The 23,511-nt window shown below is 64.2% G+C and carries 25 protein-coding genes and 1 tRNA gene; 21 read left to right on the top strand and 5 right to left on the bottom strand.

The annotated features are described in order from the left end of the window. Positions 1-55: 55 nt before the first annotated feature. On the top strand, positions 56-1,318 hold the full coding sequence (gene arsK, locus JWR51_RS12655; RefSeq protein ID WP_299747915.1) for an arsenite efflux MFS transporter ArsK: 1,263 nt from the start codon (positions 56-58) through the stop codon (positions 1,316-1,318). Here arsK and JWR51_RS12660 read toward each other — a convergent pair. Further along, on the bottom strand, positions 1,315-1,845 hold the full coding sequence (locus JWR51_RS12660; protein ID WP_299747916.1) for a sugar O-acetyltransferase: 531 nt from the start codon (positions 1,843-1,845) through the stop codon (positions 1,315-1,317). The two genes, arsK and JWR51_RS12660, sit on opposite strands and share 4 nt — an antisense overlap. A 134-nt stretch (positions 1,846-1,979) precedes the next feature. Continuing rightward, positions 1,980-3,044: a DMT family transporter gene (locus tag JWR51_RS12665; RefSeq protein WP_299747917.1), complete on the bottom strand. Its 1,065-nt coding sequence runs from the start codon at positions 3,042-3,044 to the stop codon at positions 1,980-1,982. Between the two features lie 144 nt (positions 3,045-3,188). Between JWR51_RS12665 and JWR51_RS12670 the strand changes: the two genes are divergently transcribed. Then, positions 3,189-4,637 (top strand): MFS transporter, encoded by a 1,449-nt coding sequence (locus tag JWR51_RS12670; protein WP_299747918.1) that lies wholly within the window; start codon positions 3,189-3,191, stop codon positions 4,635-4,637. Positions 4,638-4,694: 57 nt separating this feature from the next. Here the strand turns inward: JWR51_RS12670 and JWR51_RS12675 are convergent, their stop codons facing one another. Together JWR51_RS12675 and JWR51_RS12680 are read right to left on the bottom strand one after the other, a co-directional pair. Next, on the bottom strand, positions 4,695-5,360 hold the full coding sequence (locus JWR51_RS12675) for a methyltransferase (protein ID WP_299747919.1): 666 nt from the start codon (positions 5,358-5,360) through the stop codon (positions 4,695-4,697). 187 nt (positions 5,361-5,547) lie between these two features. Further along, positions 5,548-5,637 (bottom strand) — tRNA-Ser (locus JWR51_RS12680). Positions 5,638-5,750: 113 nt separating this feature from the next. Between JWR51_RS12680 and JWR51_RS12685 the strand changes: the two genes are divergently transcribed. The 19 genes from JWR51_RS12685 to JWR51_RS12775 all read left to right on the top strand — a co-directional run bounded on the left by JWR51_RS12685 (position 5,751) and on the right by JWR51_RS12775 (position 21,321). Further along, positions 5,751-6,209 carry a gamma-glutamylcyclotransferase family protein gene (locus JWR51_RS12685; RefSeq protein WP_299747920.1) on the top strand — a complete coding sequence of 153 codons (459 nt, stop codon included), beginning with the start codon at positions 5,751-5,753 and terminating at the stop codon, positions 6,207-6,209. Between the two features lie 83 nt (positions 6,210-6,292). Then, the gene (locus JWR51_RS12690) at positions 6,293-7,069 is read left to right on the top strand and encodes an MBL fold metallo-hydrolase (RefSeq protein ID WP_299747921.1); all 777 of its coding nucleotides are present in this window, start codon (positions 6,293-6,295) and stop codon (positions 7,067-7,069) included. Positions 7,070-7,296: 227 nt separating this feature from the next. Continuing rightward, positions 7,297-7,869 carry a 50S ribosomal protein L21 gene (rplU, locus tag JWR51_RS12695; RefSeq protein WP_299747922.1) on the top strand — a complete coding sequence of 191 codons (573 nt, stop codon included), beginning with the start codon at positions 7,297-7,299 and terminating at the stop codon, positions 7,867-7,869. Positions 7,870-7,881: 12 nt separating this feature from the next. Further along, on the top strand, positions 7,882-8,148 hold the full coding sequence (gene rpmA, locus JWR51_RS12700; protein WP_299731804.1) for a 50S ribosomal protein L27: 267 nt from the start codon (positions 7,882-7,884) through the stop codon (positions 8,146-8,148). Between the two features lie 120 nt (positions 8,149-8,268). After that, the gene (locus JWR51_RS12705; RefSeq protein WP_299747923.1) at positions 8,269-8,796 is read left to right on the top strand and encodes a GNAT family N-acetyltransferase; all 528 of its coding nucleotides are present in this window, start codon (positions 8,269-8,271) and stop codon (positions 8,794-8,796) included. Continuing rightward, positions 8,793-9,326 (top strand): GNAT family N-acetyltransferase, encoded by a 534-nt coding sequence (locus JWR51_RS12710; RefSeq protein WP_299747924.1) that lies wholly within the window; start codon positions 8,793-8,795, stop codon positions 9,324-9,326. Before JWR51_RS12705 ends, JWR51_RS12710 begins: the two co-directional genes overlap by 4 nt. Further along, the gene (obgE, locus tag JWR51_RS12715) at positions 9,323-10,366 is read left to right on the top strand and encodes a GTPase ObgE (RefSeq protein ID WP_299747925.1); all 1,044 of its coding nucleotides are present in this window, start codon (positions 9,323-9,325) and stop codon (positions 10,364-10,366) included. The genes JWR51_RS12710 and obgE overlap by 4 nt, the downstream gene beginning before the upstream one ends. A 247-nt stretch (positions 10,367-10,613) precedes the next feature. Beyond that, on the top strand, positions 10,614-11,750 hold the full coding sequence (gene proB, locus JWR51_RS12720) for a glutamate 5-kinase (protein WP_299747926.1): 1,137 nt from the start codon (positions 10,614-10,616) through the stop codon (positions 11,748-11,750). Then, entirely contained in the window at positions 11,747-13,027 is a 1,281-nt protein-coding gene (locus JWR51_RS12725) for a glutamate-5-semialdehyde dehydrogenase (protein WP_299747927.1), read from the top strand. The genes proB and JWR51_RS12725 overlap by 4 nt, the downstream gene beginning before the upstream one ends. A gap of 172 nt (positions 13,028-13,199) precedes the next feature. Beyond that, positions 13,200-13,841: a nicotinate-nucleotide adenylyltransferase gene (locus tag JWR51_RS12730; RefSeq protein WP_299747928.1), complete on the top strand. Its 642-nt coding sequence runs from the start codon at positions 13,200-13,202 to the stop codon at positions 13,839-13,841. Positions 13,842-14,067: 226 nt separating this feature from the next. After that, positions 14,068-14,415: a ribosome silencing factor gene (gene rsfS / locus JWR51_RS12735; protein WP_299747953.1), complete on the top strand. Its 348-nt coding sequence runs from the start codon at positions 14,068-14,070 to the stop codon at positions 14,413-14,415. Positions 14,416-14,448: 33 nt separating this feature from the next. Next, the gene (gene rlmH, locus JWR51_RS12740) at positions 14,449-14,931 is read left to right on the top strand and encodes a 23S rRNA (pseudouridine(1915)-N(3))-methyltransferase RlmH (protein ID WP_299747929.1); all 483 of its coding nucleotides are present in this window, start codon (positions 14,449-14,451) and stop codon (positions 14,929-14,931) included. A gap of 42 nt (positions 14,932-14,973) precedes the next feature. Next, a complete protein-coding gene (locus JWR51_RS12745; protein ID WP_299747930.1) occupies positions 14,974-15,234 on the top strand; it encodes a type II toxin-antitoxin system prevent-host-death family antitoxin in 261 nt (86 codons plus the stop codon). Beyond that, positions 15,231-15,614 carry a type II toxin-antitoxin system VapC family toxin gene (locus tag JWR51_RS12750; protein ID WP_299747931.1) on the top strand — a complete coding sequence of 128 codons (384 nt, stop codon included), beginning with the start codon at positions 15,231-15,233 and terminating at the stop codon, positions 15,612-15,614. The genes JWR51_RS12745 and JWR51_RS12750 overlap by 4 nt, the downstream gene beginning before the upstream one ends. 96 nt (positions 15,615-15,710) lie before the next feature. Next, entirely contained in the window at positions 15,711-17,210 is a 1,500-nt protein-coding gene (locus JWR51_RS12755; RefSeq protein WP_299747932.1) for a peptidoglycan DD-metalloendopeptidase family protein, read from the top strand. 16 nt (positions 17,211-17,226) lie between these two features. Then, positions 17,227-18,666 (top strand): S41 family peptidase, encoded by a 1,440-nt coding sequence (locus tag JWR51_RS12760; RefSeq protein ID WP_299747933.1) that lies wholly within the window; start codon positions 17,227-17,229, stop codon positions 18,664-18,666. Positions 18,667-18,791: 125 nt separating this feature from the next. Continuing rightward, a complete protein-coding gene (locus JWR51_RS12765; protein WP_299747934.1) occupies positions 18,792-19,904 on the top strand; it encodes a divergent polysaccharide deacetylase family protein in 1,113 nt (370 codons plus the stop codon). Positions 19,905-19,917: 13 nt separating this feature from the next. Then, entirely contained in the window at positions 19,918-20,454 is a 537-nt protein-coding gene (locus JWR51_RS12770; RefSeq protein WP_299747935.1) for an RNA pyrophosphohydrolase, read from the top strand. A gap of 180 nt (positions 20,455-20,634) precedes the next feature. Continuing rightward, positions 20,635-21,321, top strand: coding sequence for an aspartate/glutamate racemase family protein (locus JWR51_RS12775; protein WP_299747937.1), 687 nt, complete (start codon positions 20,635-20,637; stop codon positions 21,319-21,321). Between the two features lie 165 nt (positions 21,322-21,486). On the opposite strand, the gene JWR51_RS12780 is transcribed toward JWR51_RS12775, so the two are convergent. Beyond that, on the bottom strand, positions 21,487-23,400 hold the full coding sequence (locus JWR51_RS12780) for a methyl-accepting chemotaxis protein (protein ID WP_299747939.1): 1,914 nt from the start codon (positions 23,398-23,400) through the stop codon (positions 21,487-21,489). Between the last annotated feature and the right edge of the window lie 111 nt (positions 23,401-23,511).

Consider the following 23,511-nt stretch of genomic DNA (forward strand, 5'->3'; position numbering starts at 1 on the left):
TCGACGCCTCGCTGGCAAGCGTGCTGGGCGCCCGCGACAAAACCACGTGCTGCGCATGACGCGAGACGGCCGCGAGCTGGGACCCACGGCCATCGTCTGGCTGCTGGGCGTCTCGCAAATCCTGGGCTATGGCACGCTTTATTACAGCTTTTCCATCCTGGCCGAGGACGTCGCCGGAACCTTCGGCTGGCCCGTCTCCTGGCTTTACGGCAGCTTTTCCCTCGCCCTGCTGGCCGGAGGCCTCGTGGCGCCAGTGGTCGGGCGGCGCATCGATCGCCACGGCGGCGGGGCCGTCATGGCGGCCGGTTCGGTGCTGGCGGCCGCGACGCTGCTGGCGGCTTCCCTGGCCCCCAATCCTTGGGTCTTCTCCGCCGCCGTGATCGCCATGCAGGCTTCCGGGTCCCTTGTGCTCTATGATGCGGCTTTCGCCGTTCTGGTGCAGACGACCGGCGCCGGCGCGCGACTGCGCATCACCCACCTGACCCTGATCGCCGGCTTTGCGTCGACCATCTTCTGGCCCCTGACGAGCTGGCTGCACGGCGTCCTTGATTGGCGGGCGATCATGATCGGCTTCGCGGCCGTCAATCTCGCCATCTGCCTGCCGATCCATCTGCTCATCGCCGGCCAGCATCGCCGCTCGCGCGCGGCTGCGCTGACGATGGAGGCGCCACCCGCGGTCATCCATGACAGCGTCATGCCGCCCCTTGTGCAGCGTCGCGTCCTCTGGCTGGTGACGGGTGGATTTGCGCTGGCGGGCTTCACGCTGTCCGCAGTGCTCAACCAGATGGTTCCCATGCTGGCGGCCCTCGGCCTCGGCACGTCGGCCCTGGTCGTGTCGACCCTGTTCGGGCCGGCCCAGGTGCTGGTGCGCCTGGTCAACATGCTGATCGGGCTGAAGCGACATCCGATGCCCGCGACGCTGATCGCCATCGGCATCATGCCGATCGCGATTCTCATTCTCCTGCTGACGGCGCCGCTCGCGGCAGGCGCCGTGGTGTTCGCCATTCTTCTCGGCTTCAGCTCCGGGCTCAAAAGCATCGTGCAGGGCACCCTGCCCCTGGCCTTGTTCGGCAGCGCCTCCTACGGCGCTCGCCTCGGCTGGATGGCATTCGCCCGCCAGGTTCTGGCTGCCGCCGCGCCCTTCGTGCTGGCATGGCTCACCGGCACGATCGGGCTGACCTATGCGCTCGCCATCATCACCGGCGTTGCCGCCCTCGGGTTTCTCGCCTTTGTGGAGGTGGCTCGCCTGCGCCAGACGCACCGGCCAGGCGGCCGAACCGTGGTCGCCGAAGAGCAGCGTTCGACGATCTCTCCCTAGAGGTGCTTCAATATGCGTGCCGGTACCCCCGCCACCAACGTGCCGGCGGGGACGCTGCGGCTGACCACGGCGCCTGCCGCAATGACTGCGTTGTCGCCAATCGTAACGCCTGCAAGGATAGTCGCTGCCGCGCCGATCCAGACATTGTTGCCGATGACGATGGGCTTGGCGACGATGCCGTTGCGGCGCTCGGATGGGGCCAAAGGGTGCCCGGCGGATATGAGATTGACCTTGGGCCCGATCATCACGTCGTCACCGATGGTGATGCCGCCCATGTCCATGAAGTGGCAGCCCTGGTTGATGAAGACATTACTGCCAATCGTGGTGTTGAGACCGCAATCGGTTGAGAAGGGCGGAATGATCATGAATCGGTCACCCACCGGCCTGCCGATGAGCTCGCAGAACGCGGCCCGCAGGCCATCGAGATCATCGAAGCCAATGTCGCTGAGCCGCGCCGAGAGGCGGACGGCACGCTGAACGTTTTCGAAGCGGACACGGCCTTCGGCCGAGCGGGCGGGAGCAGTCATGGTGTCACCCCGGATGAGTCGACAACAATGATATCCCCGTCGAGGTCATGACGGTGTCCCACAGCCACCCTCTCCACAGGCCCAGGAGCCGAATAACAAACGCACCGGACGTCAATCCAGGCGCACCACCAAAACTAGCCGTGGCTGTGGCCGTGCCGGTGGTGCAGGTCCGGGTAATGCGGATGCCTGTGCCGCATCGGTTCATGCCTGTGCCAGTGCGAATGCGGCTCGGTGACGGCCCCATCGTGAGCATGCTGGTGGTGCTCGTCGTGCACATGCGCATGCTCATGCTCCAGCGTCTCATGGGCATGCTCATGATCGTGCCGCTCGGCCAGATGCAGCCATAGTCCGACGGCCATCAGCGCGCCCGCAACGGCCAGTTGCATCGTCGGCGCCTCGCGAAAAATCACCAAGGCCAGGATCGCGCCGATAAACGGCGCGAGCGAAAAATACGCCCCGGTGCGGGCCGTACCGAGATGGCGCAGGCCCAGCATGAACATGACGAGGCTAATGCCGATGCCCAGGAACCCCACGACGGCGCCGGCGCCCATCATCCCGATAGACGGCAGCGTTGCGCCGAACCACAGCGCCAGCACCAGATTTGTGGTGCCCGCCACCAGCCCCTTGATCATGGCGATCTGCACCGGGTCGGCCGCGGACAGCTTGCGCGTCAAGTTGTTGTCGATCCCCCAGCTCAGGCACGCCGCCGCGATAAAGAGGCTTCCGGTATCGAGACGCAGACCATCCCCGCTCCACGACAGGATGACGGCGCCGGCCAGAATGGCGCCCGCACCCAGCACAAGACGTCGATCGACGTTCTCGCGGAACACCACCCAGGCAATGCCCATGGTGGCCAGGCCCTCCAGATTGAGCAGCAGCGATCCCGACGAGGCGCTGGTCTGCGACAGGCCCAGCATCAGCAGCACCGGACCGAGCAGTCCACCGAACAGCACGACCGCCGCCAGCCAGGGCAATTCGCGCCGTTGCAGCGCCGCCTCGGGGGACGGCAGCCCGATCAGCGGCCGGCCGACATGCACGATGGCCAGCCCAACTCCGGCGCCCAGATAGAGGATCCCTGCCAAAAGCCAGGGGTCGATCGATCCCATCAGCAGTTTGGACAGCGGCGCCGAGGCACCGAACAGCACAGCCGAGCCCAGTGCCAAGGGAACGCCCGGCCAGAGATGGGAGGAGGTCTTCATCGGATTGGTCTCACTTGGCTCGCCGCAGCATGTTGCATCTGGAATAACAAACATTGATAGGCCGGTGGGCAAATATGTGGCACACAAAGCGCCACTCCAGGCTAGCGGAGTGTCCAAAATGTCTGCATCCAGCCACCGGCCTCCATGCCCTCAGTTCTCACACCACATTCCCGTAACGTTGCTCTGGTCGTCGCCGCCGCGCTGTTCACGCAGATCCTCGATGGCGTGATCATCGTCACCGCCCTGCCCCAGATGGCGCGCGACTTCAAGGTCGGCACGCTGGAAATGAGCATCGGCGTCACCATCTACATGCTGGCCGTCGCCATCTGCATCCCGGCCGCGGCCTGGCTTGCCGACCGATTCGGAGCGCGACGAACCTTCATGGTCTCGATCGCGGCCTTTACCATCACTTCGATTGCCTGCGGCTTGGCGCAGGATTTGACGCAGTTTGTCGTGGCGCGAGCGCTGCAAGGCGCCGGCGGCGCCGTGCTGTTCCCGGTTGGCCGCATCATCGTGCTGCGGACTGCGCAGAAATCCGAAATCGTCTCGGCCATCGGCCTGACCATCTGGCCGGCACTGTTCGCCCCGGTCATCGGCCCGGCGCTGGGCGGCTTTCTCACCGAATACGCGTCCTGGCACTGGAATTTCTGGATCAACGTGCCGCTGGGCATCGCCGCCTTCGTGCTGGTGTCCCGCATCGTCCCGCCCGACCACGAGTTCAAGAGGCGCCCATTCGACACTGTGGGATTCGTGCTGACCGGCATCAGCCTGGCCGCGCTGCTCTACGGCTTCGATGCGCTGGTCCAGGGTACGCTCTCAACCACCTACGCCGTCGCGCTGGCCCTTGTGGGCATTGCCGTCGGCACTGCAGCGGTGTTCTGGCTGCTCCGCCGCGACCATCCGCTCATCGACCTGCGCACCCTCAAGATCCCCACATTCGCCGCGACCGACGCCAGGGCCGGCGTCCTGCTGCGCATCGGCATCAATGCCACGCCATTCCTGCTGCCCCTGATGTTCCAGGTCGCCTTCGGGCTCAATGCGCTGCAGTCGGGCGGGCTGGTGGTCGCCTACTTCTTCGGCAATCTTGCCGCCAAGGCCTTCACCACACCCACTCTCAGGCGCTTCGGCTTCCGCTCCGTCCTGGTTGTCAACGGCGCTCTCGCGGGCCTCGCCATTATCGCTTGCGGATTGTTGGGACCGGCAACGCCCTACCCGCTGACCATTGCCATCCTGGTGCTCGCCGGTGCCACGCGGTCGATGCAGTTCACCGCGCTCGCGACCCTTGCCTTCGCCGATATCGATGCCCACCAGCGCAGCTCCGCGACCACGATCTCCAGCATGTCCCAGCAGCTCTCGTCGGTGTTTGGCGTCGCCGCCGCCGCCGGTTGCGTCAATCTCTCCCAGCTGTGGCGGGCCGCCCCCGCGCCGGGCCTCATCGATTTTCAGGTCGCGCTAATGCTCATGGGCGCAATTGTCCTGCTGGCCTCGTTGTATTTCGTGACCCTGCACCGCGAAGCGGGCGCAGAAGTATCGGGATACTCCAAGAGGCCCAGCCGCTCCCCAGCACAACTGGCAGAAAATCAGGAAAGCTGAACCCGTCTTCCGACAGTCCCGCAAGGTCTGCACCCGGCGACCTACCCCGCCGCAAGCTCAGAAGAGGCCGGGTATCAGGCGGTAACGCACGCGAGCGGCAAAGTCGCGGTATTTGCTGTCGACGGTCAGCAGCCGCTCTTCGGCCAGGATACGGCCAATCTGCGCGATGCAGCAGACGCCATACGCCAGGGCATTCCAGGCGCTCGGATTTGTCAGGAAGAAGCCGATATGGGTCATCAGATAACCCGCATACATGGGGTGGCGCACCACGCGGTAGGGACCACCGACCTTGACGCCGCGATTGGCCGCCACGGCCCCGAAGCTGCGGCGCAGGGTGAGCTTGGCAGCAAGCTGGATCATGAGGCCGGCCAGCATCAGCATAGCGCAGAACGCCATGAGGGCGGCATTGCTGTTGGTGCCGGTCGGCTGCACCATCAAGGGCGCCGCTGACCCCACCAGCGCCAGCCCCCAGTCGGCGGGACGAAACGACACGTCGTCGGTAAACCGGCGCAACAGCACGAAGACCAGCACCACGCTCTCCGAAAGCAGCAGGATCGCTATGACGATGGAGGCGCCACCCATCCAGGCCAGCACGAACGTCCACACCATATAGGCGAATAGCGCCGCCAGAACGATGCGCTCACCGATGTCGAGGACGCGTGGAAACCTGACCATGCTGAGAACACGCAGAAAATACGGCGACTGGTGGAGAGCGGGAAGCATACTGGCTTGTCCGGGGCAAACGATTCACACCTGCGTAACCCAACAGACCTAAAGAAAGTCACCAAGGCCCCATCGAAATCGGCGCTGATGTTGAATGAAAGTTTAACAAGCCCGCTGATCGGGGTCCGATCGCGTTCCCCGGCTGAGACGCGAAACCGCAATTATCACAATAGTGTGGAGGAATAAATGGCGGAGAGGGTGAGATTCGAACTCACGGTGGAGTCACCCCCACGCCGCATTTCGAGTGCGGTGCATTCGACCACTCTGCCACCTCTCCGCGAGGTCGTAACGCCCCCCTTGCGGCGGGCTCAGTCGACATGGCCGGGCTTATGGCATAGCAAATGCAGACCTGCAACTCCCCATCTGCGCCCAGAACCAATAGAGATGGCTTTGACCGGCAAACCGCTCTTTGTCTATGGAACGCTGCGCGATCCCGATGTGCTCGATGCCCTGTTGGGCCGCACCCTGGCGGCGCATGAATGCGTGACTGCCCACGCGCCCGGCTTCCAAGCCGTCCATTATCCCCATCGGGTCTATCCGGCGCTGATCGCAGCGTCCGGCGGCAATGCGCCCGGCCTGCTGCTCCACGACCTGACCGCGATCGAGCTGGCCATCCTCGACGCCTTCGAGGGCGACGAATATCGCCGCGCCATTATTCCTGTGCTGGCGCCGTCCGGCATAGTGGATGCCGATGCTTACTTGCCGGTCATCACCATTCCGCCCGATGCCGCGCCCTGGACGCTGGACAACTGGACCGCGCTGCATAAACTCAGTGTATTGGACGGCGAACGGCGCACCGCCCAAGCCCTGCGAGACCGGCTCAGCGCCGCTCGCAAACCCATCTCCTGAAGTCAACTTTTCGGGGGCCCGGGATTATTTCGCGCCCACCGGTGTTTCACTACCGGATTACCCTGCGCAAAAAGGATTTGGACATGACCAACCGTCGTAACCTTGTCATCGGCATGGCTGCATTGCCCCTCGCAACTTTAGTCGCCGGGGCTCTGGGCCCCGTCCTTGCCCAAACCGCGACCGCCCTGGATGGCGATACTCTCACGACCTCCGATGGCGATGTCGTCATTCATCCGGTCAGCCATGCCAGCCTCCTGCTCGGCTGGAAGGACCAGGTTATCTATGTCGATCCCGTCGGCGGCGCCGCGCCCTATGAGGGCCTGCCCAAGCCCACCGCCATCCTGATCACTCATGGCCACGGCGACCATTTCGATGTGCCCACGCTCGAGGCCATCGCTGGCAGCGCGCCGATCGTCACCAGCCAGGAAGTCTTCGACAAGCTGCCCGAAGCCCTCAAGGCCAACGCCACGGCGCTCGCCAATGGCGACAAGGGCACGCTGGTCGATACCCCGGTCACCGCCATCCCGGCCCACAACACCACCGCCGACCGCATGCAATATCACCCCGTCGGCGTCGGCAACGGCTATCTGCTCACGTTTGGCGACAAGATCGTCTACGTCGCTGGCGACACCGAGCCGACGCCCGAAATGCTGGCGCTCAAGAACATCGCGGTCGCTTTCCTGCCGATGAACCTGCCCTACACGATGACCGTCGAGCAGGCCGCAGAGGCGGTCAATACCTTCAAGCCTGCCGTCGTCTATCCCTATCACTACAAGGGCAGCGACGTTGAAGCCTTCAAGACCGCCGTCGGCCCCGACACCGAAGTACGCCTGCGCGAATGGTATCCGCCCGGCGCGTGAGCCACCTTGACTCTTGGGCCTTTTGGCTCGATAAGCCGCCTCGGAATGCGTGCCAATTCAACTTGGCGCGCTTCTTTGGTTTATCAAACCGCTGCTTGAGGCTGCCCGCCGGATCCGTCCGGCACCAGTTCGAAGACCGCAGAACCGGACGAAAGTTCAAGGGCTCATCTGCGGCGCCGCAAAGCGCGACACAAAGGGACCGGGCGTTTGCAACGCCTGGCGCAGATATGACTTTCGCCGTGATCAAAACCGGTGGCAAGCAGTACAAGGTTGCCGCCAACGACGTTATCAAGATTGAAAAGCTCGATGCCGAAGCCGGCTCCATCGTCACCTTCGACCAGGTGCTGATGATCGGTGACGAAATCGGCGCTCCGCTGATCGAAGGCGCGCTCGTCGCTGCCGAACTGCTCGATACCAAGAAGCAGAAGACGGTCATCATCTTCAAGAAGAACCGTCGCCACAATTATCGTCGCCGCAATGGCCACCGCCAGTTACTGTCGACCGTGCGCATCACCGAAATCCTGACCGGCGGCGCTAAGCCGACCGTCCAGGCCGCCGCCAAGGTGGAAGCACCCGCCGCTGTCGTCTCGGTCAAGCCCGCCAAGGCCCGCGCAGCAGCCAAGGTTGCCGCCGCCGCCGAAGCTGCAGCACCCGCCGCTGCCAAGCCCGCCAAGGCCGCTGCTGCGCCCAAGAAGGCAGCGCCGAAGAAGGCCGCCGCCACGCAAACCGAAGCCGCCGCTGAAAAGCCGGCGAAGAAGGCCCCGGCCAAAAAAGCCGCTCCCAAGGCCGATCAGGAATAAGGAAGAAGCACCATGGCACATAAGAAAGCAGGCGGTTCATCCCGCAACGGTCGCGATACCGCCGGCCGTCGTCTTGGCGTCAAGAAGTTCGGTGGCGAAGCTGTCATCGCCGGCAATATCCTGATCCGTCAGCGCGGCACCAAGTGGCACCCCGGCACCGGCGTTGGCCTGGGCAAGGACCACACCATTTATGCACTGGTCGACGGCAAGGTTGCGTTCCGCACCAAGGCGAATTCGCAAGTCTTCGTGTCGGTCGAACCGGCAATGGCCGCCGAATAACCCGGTACGGTCTTACAAACCCGAGCCGGTGACCCGTTCCCCGGTTTGTGTGTTTGCCAAACCCATTTGATTGAGGGGAACCGGTCGACCGGTTCCCCTCTTTCGTTTTGGATGGATACCATGGCGAGCCTGCGCGACACACTTCCAGCGACGATCCACACCGAGCGGCTGGTCCTGGCCGCCCCGTCCCTGGCGCACGTCCCGGACATGGCGGTGCTCGCGAACAATCGCGCCATCTACGAGGTGCTGGAGCGCCTACCCCATCCCTACGACGAAAGCCACGGCCGCTATTTCGTCGAAACTGTCGCCCGGGGACCGGAGGAGTTCGCCTGGTCGATTTTGCTGGATGGGCATTATGTCGGCACCATGGGGCTGAACCTGCCGCCCGATCGGCTCCCCGCGCTCGGCTATTGGCTTGGCGAACCCCATTGGGGCAAGGGTTATGCCACCGAAGCCGCCCATGCCGTGGTCGCGGCGGCGAGAGCGGCGGGCTATGGCGGCCTTCGCTCCCGCGCCCTGCTGAGCAATACCGGCTCGCGCAATGTCCTGCGCAAGGCCGGCTTCGCAGAGATCGGCGAAGACGTGGTTGAAAGCGGCATGCATCAAGGCAAAAGCGTCGTCCTGCTACGCCTGGAATTGACGCCATGACCAGCCTCGCCACACGCCGCTTCATCCTGCGCCAGCCAGCCATGGGCGACGCCGAACCGATCGCGCGCTATCTCAATGACTTCGACGTTGCGGGAAACCTGGCGCGCGTGCCCTTCCCCTATCATCTCGCCGACGCCCGCGCCTGGCTCAAGACCCGCCGCCCCGGCCTGCCGCTGGACGAAACCAATTTCGCCATCGACCTGCCGGGCATCGGCTTTGCCGGCCAGATCGGCTTTCATCGTGGCGCCAGCGGCACCACATTGGGCTATTGGCTGGGCAAGCCGTTCTGGGGCCAGGGCATCATGACCGAGGCGGTGACCGGCAGCCTCGATTGGTACTTTCGCGCCTCGGGCGCAGCCGAAGTGATTTCCGGCGTCTTTGTCTTCAACGAGGCATCGCTCGCCATCCAAACCAAGCTCGGGTTTACCCAAACCGGACGCTCCACCCTGCTCTGCCTTGCGCGTAACGCCGAGGTGGAGCATATCGACACAATCATCACGCGGGCCGCGTGGACTGGAAGACCGCAATGAAATTCCTCGATCAAGCCAAGGTCTATGTACGTTCGGGCGATGGCGGCGCCGGCGCCGTCTCGTTCCTGCGCGAGAAATTCGTCGAATTCGGCGGCCCCAATGGCGGCAATGGCGGGCGCGGTGGTGACGTCGTCATCGAATGCGTCGATGGCCTCAACACCCTGATCGATTACCGCTACCAGCAGCATTTCAAGGCCAAGATCGGCACCCATGGCATGGGCAAGGACCGCGCCGGCGCCCATGGCGAGGACACGGTTCTGCGCGTCCCGGTCGGCACCCAGATTTTCGAGGACGACAACGAAACCCTCATCACCGACATGACCGAAGTCGGCCAGCGCGTCGTGCTACTCTCGGGCGGCAATGGCGGCTTCGGCAATGCCCATTTCAAGACCTCCGCCAACCAGGCTCCGCGCCATGCCAATCCGGGCATTCCCGGGGTGGAAAAGTGGATCTGGCTGCGCCTCAAGCTCATCGCTGACGCCGGTCTCGTCGGTCTGCCAAATGCCGGCAAGTCGACCTTCCTCGCCGCCGTCTCCGCCGCCAAGCCCAAGATCGCCGCCTATCCGTTCACGACACTCCACCCCAATCTGGGCGTGGTCTCCATCGGTGAGCGCGATTTCGTACTGGCCGATATTCCGGGCCTGATCGAGGGCGCCAGTGAAGGCGCCGGCATCGGCGACCGTTTCCTCGGCCATGTCGAGCGCTGCGGCGTGCTGGTGCATCTGATCGACGGCACCGAGGCCGACATCAAGACCGCCTACACCACCATCCGTGCCGAATTGGCCGCCTATGACGAGCGCCTGGCCGAAAAGCCCGAACTCGTCGTGCTCAACAAGATCGACGCCATCGATCCCGAAGAGCTCAAGGAAAAAGTGAAAATCCTCAAGAAGGTGTCCAAGCAGGACGTCATGCTGGTCTCGGGCGTCACCGGCAAGGGCACTGACCTCGTGCTCTACGCCATCGTCGACACCCTCGACGCCACCAAGGCCGCCAAGCTGGAGGCTGCACGGCGCAAGGCCGAACCCAATTGGGCGCCCTGATGCAAGCAACGCTCTCTACCTTCACCTCTCCCTGGGGGGAGAGGTCGACCCGCTTGGGTCGGGTGAGGGGGCCTTCCTTCCGCACCGCATCAAGAAAAGCCCCCCTCGCCCTAACCCTCTCCCCAAAGGGGCGAGGGGACCAGATTGCGCTTGTGGCAAAATCCCGTCACCTCACTGGCCAAGCCCCCTCGCCCCTCCGGGGAGAGGGATGGGGTGAGGGGCCCTTGAATTTCGCGCTGAATCAAAGATGACCTCCCCCCTCTCCCCCTACCGCCGCCTCACGATAAAAATCGGCTCCGCTCTCCTCGTCGATAGCGCCACCGGAAAACTCCGCTCGTCCTGGCTCGCCGATCTGTCCGAGGATGTCGCCGCCCTCAAGGCCGCCGGCACCGAGATCGTCATCGTCTCCTCCGGCGCCATCGCGCTAGGCCGGCGCCTCCTCAAGCTCGACGCCATTGCGCTTCCCCTCGAGCAATCCCAGGCGGCCGCCAGCGCCGGCCAGATCGCGCTGAGCCAGGCCTGGGCCGAAGCGCTTGGCCGCCACGGCATCGTCACCGGCCAGATTCTGATCACCCCCAATATCACCGAGGAACGCCGTTACTACCTCAACGCGCGCACCACCATCGCCACCCTGCTCAGCCTGGGTGCCGTCCCCATCATCAACGAGAACGACTCTGTCGCCACCGCCGAAATCCGCTACGGCGACAATGATCGCCTGTCGGCCCGCGTCGCCACCATGATCGAGGCCGATTGCCTCGTGCTGCTGTCGGACGTCGATGGCCTCTATACCGCTCCACCCGCCAGGGACCCGACCGCCACCCACCTGCCGGTCATCGCCAGCATCACCCCCGCCATCGAGGCGATGGCGGGCGGCGCGGCGAGCCACCTGTCGCGCGGCGGCATGACCACCAAGGTCGAAGCCGGCAAGATCGCCACGCAAGCCGGCACCGCCATGATCATCGCCAAGGGCACCGAAACCCATCCCCTGCGCGCCCTCACCGAAGGCGCTCGCCACACCCTGTTCCACCCCGCCCAATCCCGTGCCCAGGCCCGCAAGCGCTGGATCATGGGTACGCTGGCCGTCGCCGGAACCTTGCAGGTCGATGCCGGCGCCGCCCGGGCGCTGCTGACCGGCAAGTCGCTGCTGCCGATCGGCGTCACCAAGGTCAAGGGCCAATTCGATCGCGGCGACGCCATCGCCATCACCGATCCCGACGGTCACGAAATCGCCCGCGGTCTCGTCGGCCTCGACAGCGAGGAGGCCCGCCTGGTCATGGGCAAGCGCGGCCCCACCGTGGTTGAACTGCTGGGCGTGGGCAATCGCAGCGAGCTTGTGCATCGCGATAATATGGTCATGGTATCAAAGGCAGGAGAGGTTCTATGAGCGCAGTGTCATCGGTGACCGACATCGCCAGCCTCATGGCCGAGATCGGCCGCAACGCTCGCGCCGCCGCGCGTGTCCTGGCGATTGCCAGCCCGGAGGCCAAGCGCACCGCCCTGCTCACCGCTGCCGGCGCCATCAATGCGCATCGCCAGAAAATCCTCGCCGCCAACGCCAAGGATATCGAGGCCGCTACAATCAAGGGCATCTCCAACGCCTTCCTCGATCGCCTGACGCTGACCGATGAGCGCATCGACGCCATGATCGAGGGTCTCAAGACGATTGCCGAACTGCCCGATCCTGTCGGCAGTGTCCTTGCCGAATGGGACCGCCCCAACGGCCTGCATATCTCCCGCGTCCGCACCCCGCTCGGCGTCATCGGGGTGATCTTTGAATCGCGCCCCAACGTCACCGCCGATGCCGGCGCCCTCTGCATCAAGTCCGGCAATGCGGTGATCCTGCGCGGCGGCTCCGACAGCTTCCATTCCAGCCAGGCCATCGTCGATTGCATGCTCGATGGCCTGCATCTGGCCGGCCTGCCCACCGAGGCCATCCAGCTCGTCCCTACCGTGGATCGCGCCGCCGTCGGCGAAATGCTCAAGGGCCTCGCGGGCAATATCGACGTCATCGTCCCCCGCGGCGGCAAGACCCTGGTCGCTCGCGTCCAGGATGAAGCCCGCGTGCCCGTCTTCGCCCATCTCGAAGGCGTCGTGCATGTCTATATCGACAAGACCGCCGATCTCGAAAAGGCCGTGCCCGTCGTGCTCAACGCCAAGATGCGCCGTACCGGCGTCTGCGGCGCGGCCGAGACCTTGCTGGTCCACAAGGATGTGGTCAAAACCCACCTCAAGCCCGTCATCGAGGCGCTGGTCGCCAAGGGCTGCGAAATCCGCGGTGACGCCGCCGTGATGCGGCTGATCCCCGAGGCCAAGCCCGCCACCGAGGAGGATTGGCACACCGAATACGAGGACGCGATCATCTCGGTGAAGGTGGTGGACGGCCTCGAAGCGGCCATTGCCCATATCGAGAAATATTCCAGCCACCACACCGAGGCGATCATCACCGAGGACCTGGCCGCGGTGGAAAAGTTCTTCAACCACATCGACTCGGCAATCTTGCTCCACAATGCCTCGACCCAGTTCGCCGATGGCGGCGAATTCGGCTTCGGCGGGGAAATCGGCATCGCCACTGGCAAGATGCACGCCCGCGGCCCGGTCGGCGTCGAACAGCTCACCACCTTCAACTACCGCGTCCGCGGCACCGGCCAGACGAGGCCGTAGCAGTGAATTTGGGGGCGTTGAATCATCAGTCGGCACCTCCCCCTTCCGGGGGGAGGATCAAGGTGGGGGTTCTTGACGCTTACTCAGGCAGATTGAAGTACCCCCACCCAGCCTCCGCCTGGAAGGGGGAGGAGCATTCCGGACTGTTGCCTCCGTTCCGAAGCGACCGCTTTTGACCCACCGCCCCATTCTCCGCATTCCCGGCATCACCGAACTGCCGCCGTCCGGCGCCGGCATGCGCATCGGCCTGTTCGGCGGCAGCTTCAATCCGGTCCATGAAGGCCATCGCCTCGTTGCCGAGCAGACGCTGCAAAAACTGCAACTCGACGCGCTCTGGGTGCTGGTCACCCCGGGCAATCCGCTCAAGGACCAGTCCGAGCTCGCCTCGCTGACCGATCGCGTCCACGCCACCCGCCTGGTGATGGATCACCCCCGCATCCGCGTCACCGGCTTCGAGGCCGCGCACGGCTTCACCTATTCCTGGCAGACCATCGTGTTTCTTAAAAAGACCATGCGGGACCGCCACTTCGTGTGGATCATGGGCGCCGACAATCTGGTCAACTTCCACCACTGGGAGCGCTGGGAAGATATCGCCGCCATGCTGCCCATCGCGGTCTATGTCCGCCCCGGCTCGTCCCGCCGCGCGCCAGCCTCGCTGGCCGCCACGGCACTGGCCAAATACCGCGTCGACGAGGCCGATGCCGGCCGGCTTGCCATGTATCAGGCCCCCGCCTGGACCTACCTGCACGGCCTGACTTCCTCGCTCTCCTCGTCGGCCATTCGAGCGCGCCAACGTGGCAAGCAGACCAAATGAGGCGCCCGCCTTGCACAAAGGCGCTAAAAAGCGCATATTGAGCAAGTGTGACGATGATCACCGGAACGGGAACAGATCGCTTGTCGTTTGAAAAGACGCGCGTACATTCCGATCAACAACCAAGGATGCTACCCCAACGCATGACTCATGCTCTTATGGCATGGGCGGAAGGCCATTGCTGATGGCCGGTTTGCCCAACAATTCCACCCCGGACACCGCGCCCACCATGGCGGCTCCCGTGCGTCCCCTGATCGATGTGATCCTCGACTGCCTTGACGATGCCAAGGCCGAGGAAACCGTTGCGGTGGATATCACCGGCAAGTCGTCGCTGGCCGACCACATGGTCGTCACCTCCGGCCGCTCGCAGCGCCATGTCGGCGCCGTCGCCGATCAGATGGTCGTGGCCCTGCGCGAAGCTGGCTACGGCAAACCCCGCATTGAGGGCCTGCCCCATTGCGATTGGGTTCTGGTCGATGCGGGCGACGTGATCGTCCACATTTTCCGCCCCGAAGTGCGCGAGTTCTACAACATCGAAAAAATGTGGCAGGCCGATTTCGCCGCCGATGCGCACTAAGCGCTACACTCGACGCTAGCGAAACGCTAACCAATGCGTATCGCTATCGCCGCTATCGGCCGCATGAAGGCCGGGCCTGAACGTGAACTGGTGGCGCGCTATCTCGATCGCGCCATTGGCGGCGGCAAACCGCTGGCCCTCACGGGTTTCGACGTCATCGAACTCCCCGAATCCCGCGCTTCTTCATCGGCCTCCCGCAAGGCCGATGAAGCCAAGGCCCTGCGCGCCGCCCTCCCTGAAGGCATCATCGTGGCCCTCGACGAACGCGGCAAGTCCTTGGGATCGGAGGCTTTTTCCGCCCTCATCGGCCGCTGGCGCGACGACGGACGCCCCGCCGCCAGCTTCATCATCGGCGGCGCCGACGGCCTCGACCCTGCCTTCGTGGCCGCCGCCGACATGACCCTCAGCTTCTCCCCCCTCACCTGGCCCCACCAGATGGTCCGCATCATGCTGGCCGAACAGCTTTACCGCACCACCACCATCCTCTCCGGCCACCCCTACCACCGCGGCGATTGACATGGACCATTCAATGGACCATTTTCAAATTGGAGGTGCGTTATGGAAATCTCTGTATCCGACGCCAAGGCTAAACTGACCAACTTGATCGCACGGGCGGAAGCTGGTGAAGAAATCGTCGTGACTCGCCACGGCCAAGCTGCCGCCAGGATCGTTCCTGCAGCAAAGCCCAAACTCACCGTCGCCGAACGGCGGGCAATCCTGCAAGAAATAGTGGCGAGCGCTCAAAGGAATATGACGCCTGGCCCATCTTACCGAGAACTGATGGATGATATGTACGACGAGAACGGTCTGCCGAAGTGATCGTCGTCGATAGCTCAGCTCTGCTCGCGGTATTGCAGGGTGAACCTGAAGGGCCCGCCTGCCTCGCTGAACTCGAATCCAACGACGAAATCTTGATATCGGCTGGTACCTTGGCCGAAGCTTTAATCATTGCTGCCCATCGCAATTTACGCAACGACCTTAGCCAAATGATCACGCGGCTGCAGATCGAGGTGGTGCCGGCCACCGAGGTCACGGCCCAGTTCTGCGCTGACGCACACCAGCGCTGGGGTAAGGGTATACATCGCGCTGGCCTCAATTTCGGCGACTGCTTTGCTTATGCGCTTGCCAAAAGCCGGGACTGTCCTCTGCTTTTTATCGGCAACGACTTCTCCCGCACCGATATCATCAGCGTCCTCTGATCCCCACATGGTTAAATTTCATTAACCTGCGGTTTTCCCCGGTCTTGCTATGGTGCGAACACTGATTCGGGGCCGCGCCCCATGGATGGAGTAGGCATGTCGGTGCGTCCCGGCTTCAGGATTGGCATAGTGGCGGGCGTGGCGCTCGCCGCGCTGTCGGCCCTGCCACTGCTGGCCCAGACCGACACCACCGCACCGGCCACAACACCTGCGCCTATCGAAACCACCCCCGTCACGCCGCCCCCAGCCGCAACCACCCCGTCGGCCGTGACTGAACCGGTGCCGACCGCACCCGCCACTGAGGCAACGCCCGCCGCCGGCGCAACACCGGCAACCACCCCGCCTGCGACCGGCACCCCTCCCGCGACCGAAACGCCCCCTGCAACCACGACGCAACCCGACGCCGCCGCCAGCCAGGCCGATCTCGACGCCGTCATCTCCTCCATCAGTCTCAGCAAGGAGCGCTCCGACGCGCTCAAGAAAGAGATCGCCGATATGGAGGGCGACCGCACCAAGCAGAACGCCGCCCTGATCGCCGCCGCCCAGCGCGTCAAGCTGGCCGAAATCGAGGTCGCCGATGTCGAGGAGCGCCTGTCCGACCTGATCGTCTCCGAGCTTGAGGTGCGCGGCCGCCTCGATGGCGCCGATAGCCAGATCGCCAATGTGCTGGCCGCCTTGCAGCGCATTTCGCTCAATCCGCCCCCCGCGTTGATCGTCGATCCCGACGACGCGCTCGGCTCCGCCCGCAGCGCTATCCTGATCGCCGCCATCGTGCCGCAACTGCGCGCCAAGGCCGATGCCGTCACCGCCGATCTCAAGCGCCTCACCGAAATCAAGCAGGCCGCGCTCGATGAACAATCGGTACTCGAAGCCAATTATTCGGTGCTCGAAGAGGAGCAGTTGCGCATCGCCACGCTCATCGTCGCCCGCAAGCAGGGCGTGCAGGTGATGACCAGCCAGCTCCAGGCCGAGGAACAGGATGCCATCGCGCTCGCCGCCCGCGCCACCTCGCTCAAGGAATTGATCGATAGCCTGGGCGAACGCATGACCAGCGTCTCCACGGCCGCCGCCACCTCAAATTCCGAAGCCGCAGGCGTTGCCATGACCCCCGCTGCCATCCAGGTCGCCCTCGCCAATACCGCCCGCACCGAACCGGCTTTGCCGTTCGGGCAGGCCAAGGGCTATCTCACCCTGCCCTCCAACGGCGTCAATGTGGTCGAGTTCGGTGCCGGCGATGGCTTTGGGGGCATCAGCCAGGGCCTGTCGGTGGTCACCCGTGCCCAGGCCCAGGTGGTCGCGCCCGCCGATGGTTGGGTGCTCTATAAAGGCCCTTACCTCAATTACGGCCAAATCATCATTCTCAATAGCGGCCAGAGCTACACCGTCCTTCTGGCAGGCCTTGATACAGTGAGCGTCGATATCGGCCAGTTTGTGCTGATGGGCGAGCCCCTGGGCACCATGGGATCACGCACAATTGGCCGCACCGTCACCACCAGCGCTGGCAACTCCCAGCCGACCCTTTATATAGAACTGCGACACGACAACGCGCCCATCGATCCGACCGGCTGGTGGGCCGCCCCGTCCAAAACGAGCTGAGAGTGGATAAACCCTGATGCGCTTTCCGACCATCCGCGCCGCCGCAATGACCTTGGCGCTGCTGCTGCCTGCGTCCACCCTCGTTGCCCAGGAGCAGCCGGCGGCGCCCGCACCGGCCACAGACCCAGCCGCTCCCGTCCCCGATCAGGCACCGGACCAGGCCCCAGCCGCCGATCCTGCGCCCGGCGGCGAGGAGCCCGCGCCGACCGCTGCTGAAGCCGCGGCCGCTCCGCGCGACCCGCTACAGGTCTATTCGGACCTCAACCTGTTCGGCGAAATCTTCGACCGCATCCGCGCCGAATATGTCGATCCCCCGGATGAGCAGAAGCTGATCCGCGCCGCTATCCAGGGCATGCTGACCTCGCTCGATCCGCACTCCGGCTACCTGCCGCCGGCCGACTACGACGCCATGCGCGAAGACACCTCCGGTGAATTCGGCGGCCTCGGCATCGAAGTCACCATGGAAGAGGGCGTTATCAAGGTCGTCTCGCCGATCGATGACACTCCCGCCGCCAAGGCCGGCATCCTGTCCAACGATCTCATCGTCAAGCTCGACGACGTCGAAGTGCAGGGCATGACCCTCGACGCCGCGGTCGACAAGATGCGCGGCCCGCTGGGCAGCTCGATCAAGGTCACCGTGATGCGCGAAGGCGTCGCCGATCCGATCGATTTCACCCTGCAGCGCGCCACCATCGCCATGCAGGCCGTCAAATGGTCGATGGAAGGCGATGTCGCCGTGCTGCGCCTGTCGCGCTTCTCCGAACAAGCCTTCGTCGGCATCGAAAAGGCCATCAAGCGCATCTATGCCGATCGCAAGGATGTACCGCCCAAGGGCATCATTCTGGATCTGCGCAACAATCCGGGCGGTCTCGTTGACCAGGCCGTATTCGTCTCCGACGCCTTCCTCAAGCAGGGCGCCGTGGTGCTGACCCGCGGCCGCCTGCCGGCCGAAAGCGCCCGCTACGACGCCCAGCCCGATGCGCTCGACGCCCTGATCGCCGATGTGCCGCTGGTGGTGCTGATCAATGGTGGCTCCGCTTCCGCCTCCGAGATCGTCGCTGGCGCCCTGCAGGACCACAAGCGCGCCACCCTCATCGGTAGCCGCTCGTTCGGCAAGGGTTCGGTGCAGTCGATCATCTCGCTCGGCCCAGATGGCGCCATGCGCCTAACCACGGCGCGTTATTACACGCCGAACAATCGTTCGATCCAGGCCCTGGGCATCCAGCCCGATATCGCCATCCAGGAAGTCGTCCCGCCCGAATTCCAGGGCAAGGACACCATCGTGGGCGAAGCCGGGCTTGCTGGTCACATCACCATTGCGGGCCAGGAAGAAACCACGGTTGGCTCCTCCGTCTTCGTGCCGGCCGACAAGGCCGACGATACCCAGCTGCAATATGCCATCCGCCTGATCGACGGCAAGGAGACCGACCCCGCCTTCCCCGCCAAGGGCGACTAAGTCCTATCGCCATACAGCTCAGGCCGGCATCAGTTGAATGGCCGGTCTGTGCTATGTTTTGAGGGGACAAAGCGGCTGATTCGCCGCTTTGTCCCCTCATCATTTGAATCCGCGCGGGACAATGAATGGCCAATGATCTCAGCACGCCGCTGACCAGCCGCAAACGCAAGCCGAATTCCGGCAAGCCGCGCAGCATTCCATTGGCCCGCATCCTGCTTGGCGTGATCGTCCTGGCGGTGGGTGGCTTCATGGCGCGCCTGATGCTGGTCGATGATCCCGATGGCGGCCGCCCCACCCAGGAGGTGGCCATCACCTCCACCCGTAACGGCAATGAGCTGGCCAATGACGTCACCACCGGGCCCGTGACCATCACCGCCGACCCGCAGCAATATCCGGCCGGCGAGGCGCCCCTGACCCCGCTCGTCCCCACGGCCTCCACCGGCGATCCTTACGCCGCGCTGCCCGATCTCAGCGAAGAAACCGCCAACGGCCCGATCCCCCGCATTTCGACGACCGGCGACACGCCGTTCAAAACCTATTCGACCCCGCTCGCCACGCCCCTTGCCCCCGGCAAGCCGGCCATCGCCATCATCGTCACCGGCCTCGGCATCAACGAGCAGGGCTCGCTCGACGCCATCGACCAGCTTCCCGAAGCCGTGACCCTGGCCTTTGCGCCTTATGGCAAGACCTTGCAGTCGACCGTCTCGTCTGCCCGCTCCAGCGGGCATGAAGTGCTGCTCGAAGTCCCGCTTGAACCCTTCGATTATCCGCAGAACGATCCCGGCCCGCAGACCCTGCTCACCGGAGAGCAACCGCGCGCCAATCTGGACAAGCTGTTCTGGCTGATGGCGCGCTTCGGCGGCTATGTGGGGCTGATCAACAATATGGGCGCACGCTTCACCGCCTCGGCCGCCGATTTCTCCCCGATGATGGAAGAATTGGGCTCGCGCGGGCTCGGCTATGTGGACGATGGCTCGTCCAACCGCTCGCTGGCGCCCCAGCTTGCGGCCGGCAACAAGGTGCCGTTTTCGCGGGCGGACCTGGTGATCGACACCAATCCGGCCCGCACACCCATACTCGCTGCGCTTGGCAGCCTTGAGGCCAAGGCACTGCAGAATGGCTCAGCTATTGGTATTGTGAGTGCCTTGCCCATATCAGTGCAAAGCGTGGCCGAATGGTCGCGCGAGCTGGAGGCGAAGGGCATTACGCTCGTCCCCATCAGCGCCCTGATGAAATAGAAAGCCACTCGCCATGTCCGCACGCCCCGCTCGTGAAACCATGCCCTATCGTGATTGCGCGGGGATTGCCGTCTTCAACTCCAATGGCAATGTTTTCATCGGCCGTCGCAAGCCCGAGGGCGATCCCGAAGCCAGCGCCGAGCACGGCTCGCCCTGGCAAATGCCCCAAGGCGGCATCGACAAGGGCGAGGACCCCCTGAAGGCCGCGCTGCGCGAACTACACGAGGAAACCAATATTTCCTCGGTGAGCCTCCTCGCCGAAGCCCCTGAGTGGATTTATTACGACCTGCCCGATGACGAACTGGGCGTCGCCCTCAAGGGCAAATATCGCGGCCAGCGCCAACGCTGGTTCGCCTTCGCCTTCACGGGCGACGACAGCGAAATCGATGTGGTGACCCCCGGCGGCGGCAAGCACCCCGCCGAATTCGACACCTGGCGCTGGGAACGCCTCAGCCGCACCCCCGGCCTCATCGTCCCCTTCAAAAAAGACGCCTACGACAAAGTCGTCGCCGCCTTCTCCGACATCCCCCAGCGGTTTACGCACGCCTAGGGTTACGCTCCGAGCATTGATTTCGCCGCTACCGTTCTTCTCTTTCCTCCCGCGGGCCTGACCCGCGGGCCCTCATTAATATGGCACAAGCGGCCAATCGCCCTCGGATCGTCGCGTTCCCGCGCTTGCAGGAACCCGCCACCCCTTGACCACCGCCTCGCCACCCTCTCCAATGTCCCCATGAAAACCATCGGCCTTATTGGCGGCATGAGCTGGGAATCCACCGCCCACTATTACCGCGTGCTCAATCAGGAAACCGCCGCGCGCCTGGGTGGCCTGCATTCGGCGCCGCTGCTCATTCACTCCGTCGACTTCGCCCCCATCGCCGCCATGCAATCGGCCGGTGACTGGGACGGGGCCGGCGCTATCCTCGCCCAAAGCGCCAAGACCCTGGTCGCTGCCGGGGCCGAAATCATCGGCCTCGCCACCAACACCATGCACATCGTCGCCGACACCATCACCGCCGGCCTCGATGCACCCTTCGTCCACATCGCAGACCCCACCAGCGACGCCCTGCTCGCCGATGGCTTCGAGACCGTCGGTCTATTGGGTACGCGCTTCACCATGGAAATGGGCTTTTACCGCGAGCGCCTCGAGGCCCGCGGCCTCAAGGTGCTGATCCCGGAGGTCGGCCGCACCAACCTCAACGGCATCATCTACGAAGAGCTTTGCCTGGGCATCATCCGCGAACAATCGCGAAAAATCTATGTCGACGCCATCGCCCAGCTCGCTGCCCGCGGCGCCCAAGCCGTCATCCTCGGCTGCACCGAAATCGGCATGCTCATCGACGACAGTACCAGCCCCCTGCCGGTCTACGACACCACCGACCTGCACGCCAAGGCTTTGATCACGGCGGCGCTGGCCTAGGCGCTGCAATCGAGTCGTCACCGAAGGACCAGTCGATATTCGGCTCAGGCCGCGTCGAAACTGCTGGCTCTCGAGAACCGGACCGGAGCGTACTTTGGTACGTGAGGACCGGAAGCGCAGAGAACCAGCAGTTGCAGACCGGCATCAGCCGAATAGCGATTGGTCCTAAGCCGCGCGGCGAACCCGCGTTCCCTGCTGGTTCCCCAGCTTGAACACGTCCACGACCCGATCCAACTCCGTCGCCTGCGCCTCGGTCTGCTCGATCGCCGCGTTGGTCTCTTCCACCAGCGCCGCATTGTGCTGGGTCATTTCATCCATGGTGCGCACCGCCACGCTGACTTCCTCGATCGAGGAGGCCTGTTCGCGGCTGGCCCGGGCGATGGCGTCCAGCGCCTGGTGATTGTCGCGCACCGCCGCCAGCATCTGCACCAGCTTGCCCGCCGCGTCCGAGACCAGCTTGGAGCCGCCCGCCACTTCCTGCGCGCTCTGCTCGATCAAAACCTTCACATCCGCCGATGCACTCGCCGCCGATTGCGCCAGCCGCCGCACTTCCACCGCCACCACCGCAAAGCCCTTACCGGCGTCCCCGGCGCGCGCCGCTTCCACCGACGCGTTCAGCGCCAGCAAATTGGTCTGGAACGCAATGTCGTCGATCATGCCGATAATGTTGGAAATCTTGCCGGACGATTGGGTAATCCGCTCCATGGCCTCGGTGGCCTTGGCCATCACCGCGCCGCCCTCCTCGGCGGTCCGCGCCGTATTACCGGCCTGCTTGCTGGCGACTTCCGCCTTGCCGGCATTGTCCACCACCGTGCCCGACAACTGCTCGATCGCCGCCGAGGTCTGCTCGATCGTCGCCGCCTGCCTGGTGGTGCGTTCGGAGAGGTCATTGGCACCCGACAGGATTTCCCCGGTCGCGGTCTTGAGGGCTTCCGATGTGGTCTTGAGCTGGGTGACGATCTCGGTCAACCGGTCGGCCACCGCATTGGTGTCGCCCTTGAGCTTGCCGAACGCGCCCTTGTATTCGCCCATCACCCGGCGATCCAGTTCCGCCCGCGCGATCGCGGCCAGCACGCCGCTGGTCTCGGACAGGCCCGTATCCACCGTCGCCACCAGGAGGTTGACCGCCTCGGCCACGGCGCTCAGTTCGCCATCCGTAAAGCCGGTTTGCACTCGGCGCGACAGGTCGCCCGCCGCCGCGGCACCCACCACGTCGGCGAGACTGCGATTGAGACTGGCCGATTCAGCCACCCGCACGGCGTCCTGCATGGCACTGGCTTCGGCGTCCGAGGCCAGTTCGGCCCGGCTGCGCAAGGCATCGGCGAACACCTTGAGCGTCGCCGCCATCGTACCGATCTCATCGACAGCCTGCTTGTCGTCAACGACAGCCGACAGGTCACCTTCGGCCAGCCGGCGCATGCTCGCAGTCATGCCCGCCAACGGCCGCGTCACCAGTTTTCCACTGAGCGTCAGCAAGGCCACGACGAGGATCAGGATAAGCCCCGCCCCGCCCCAGATCGCGATCGTGGATAGCGTCGCCACCGATGCGGCTCTGGCAGTGGCCTGCGCATTTTCCGCCTCGATGGTGTCGGATATGGCTGCCATGCCACCTTCGAGCGTTGAGAAATCAGCGTCGAAGGCGGAGAGCTTGGCCTTGGCCTCATCGAGCTTGCCTGCTGCAGCAAGCCCCACCAGCATCTCGGTGCTGGCGATATAGGTGTCCAGCGGACCGGCGATCTCGTCGAGGGCAGATCGGATGGTGCTGGGCAGGTCGAGATCTTTCTGCGCCGCGATCGAGTCGCGAAAGATCGTCGAATACTCAACCAACTGGGCCTGGGTTTCTTTCGCCATCTCGGCATTGGCGGTGACCGCTGCGTAAAGCGAGCCATAGACCAGCCCGCGCATCGTGTCATGCATCATGTCGGCAGTCATCTGATCGCGCATCGAGCTCATCAGAACCGCCGATTCATGGCCCGCCTCGGTGAAAGACTTGTCGACAAAAAAGCTAGAACCCGACATCAGCGCGCCAGTCAGCAACACCGCTCCGGAAAGACACGCAACCATCTTAGCGAATTTCATGACGCATCTACTTCTGTTGCTGACCGCCCGAAGCCAAGTTCAGACCATACGAATAATGTACAGTGCGGAACTTAATGAAGTCGTAACCATACTGTATTCTGAGCCAACAAT

The sequence above is a fragment of the Devosia sp. genome, assembly GCF_028290625.1.
In the GTDB taxonomy this organism is placed as follows: domain Bacteria; phylum Pseudomonadota; class Alphaproteobacteria; order Rhizobiales; family Devosiaceae; genus Devosia.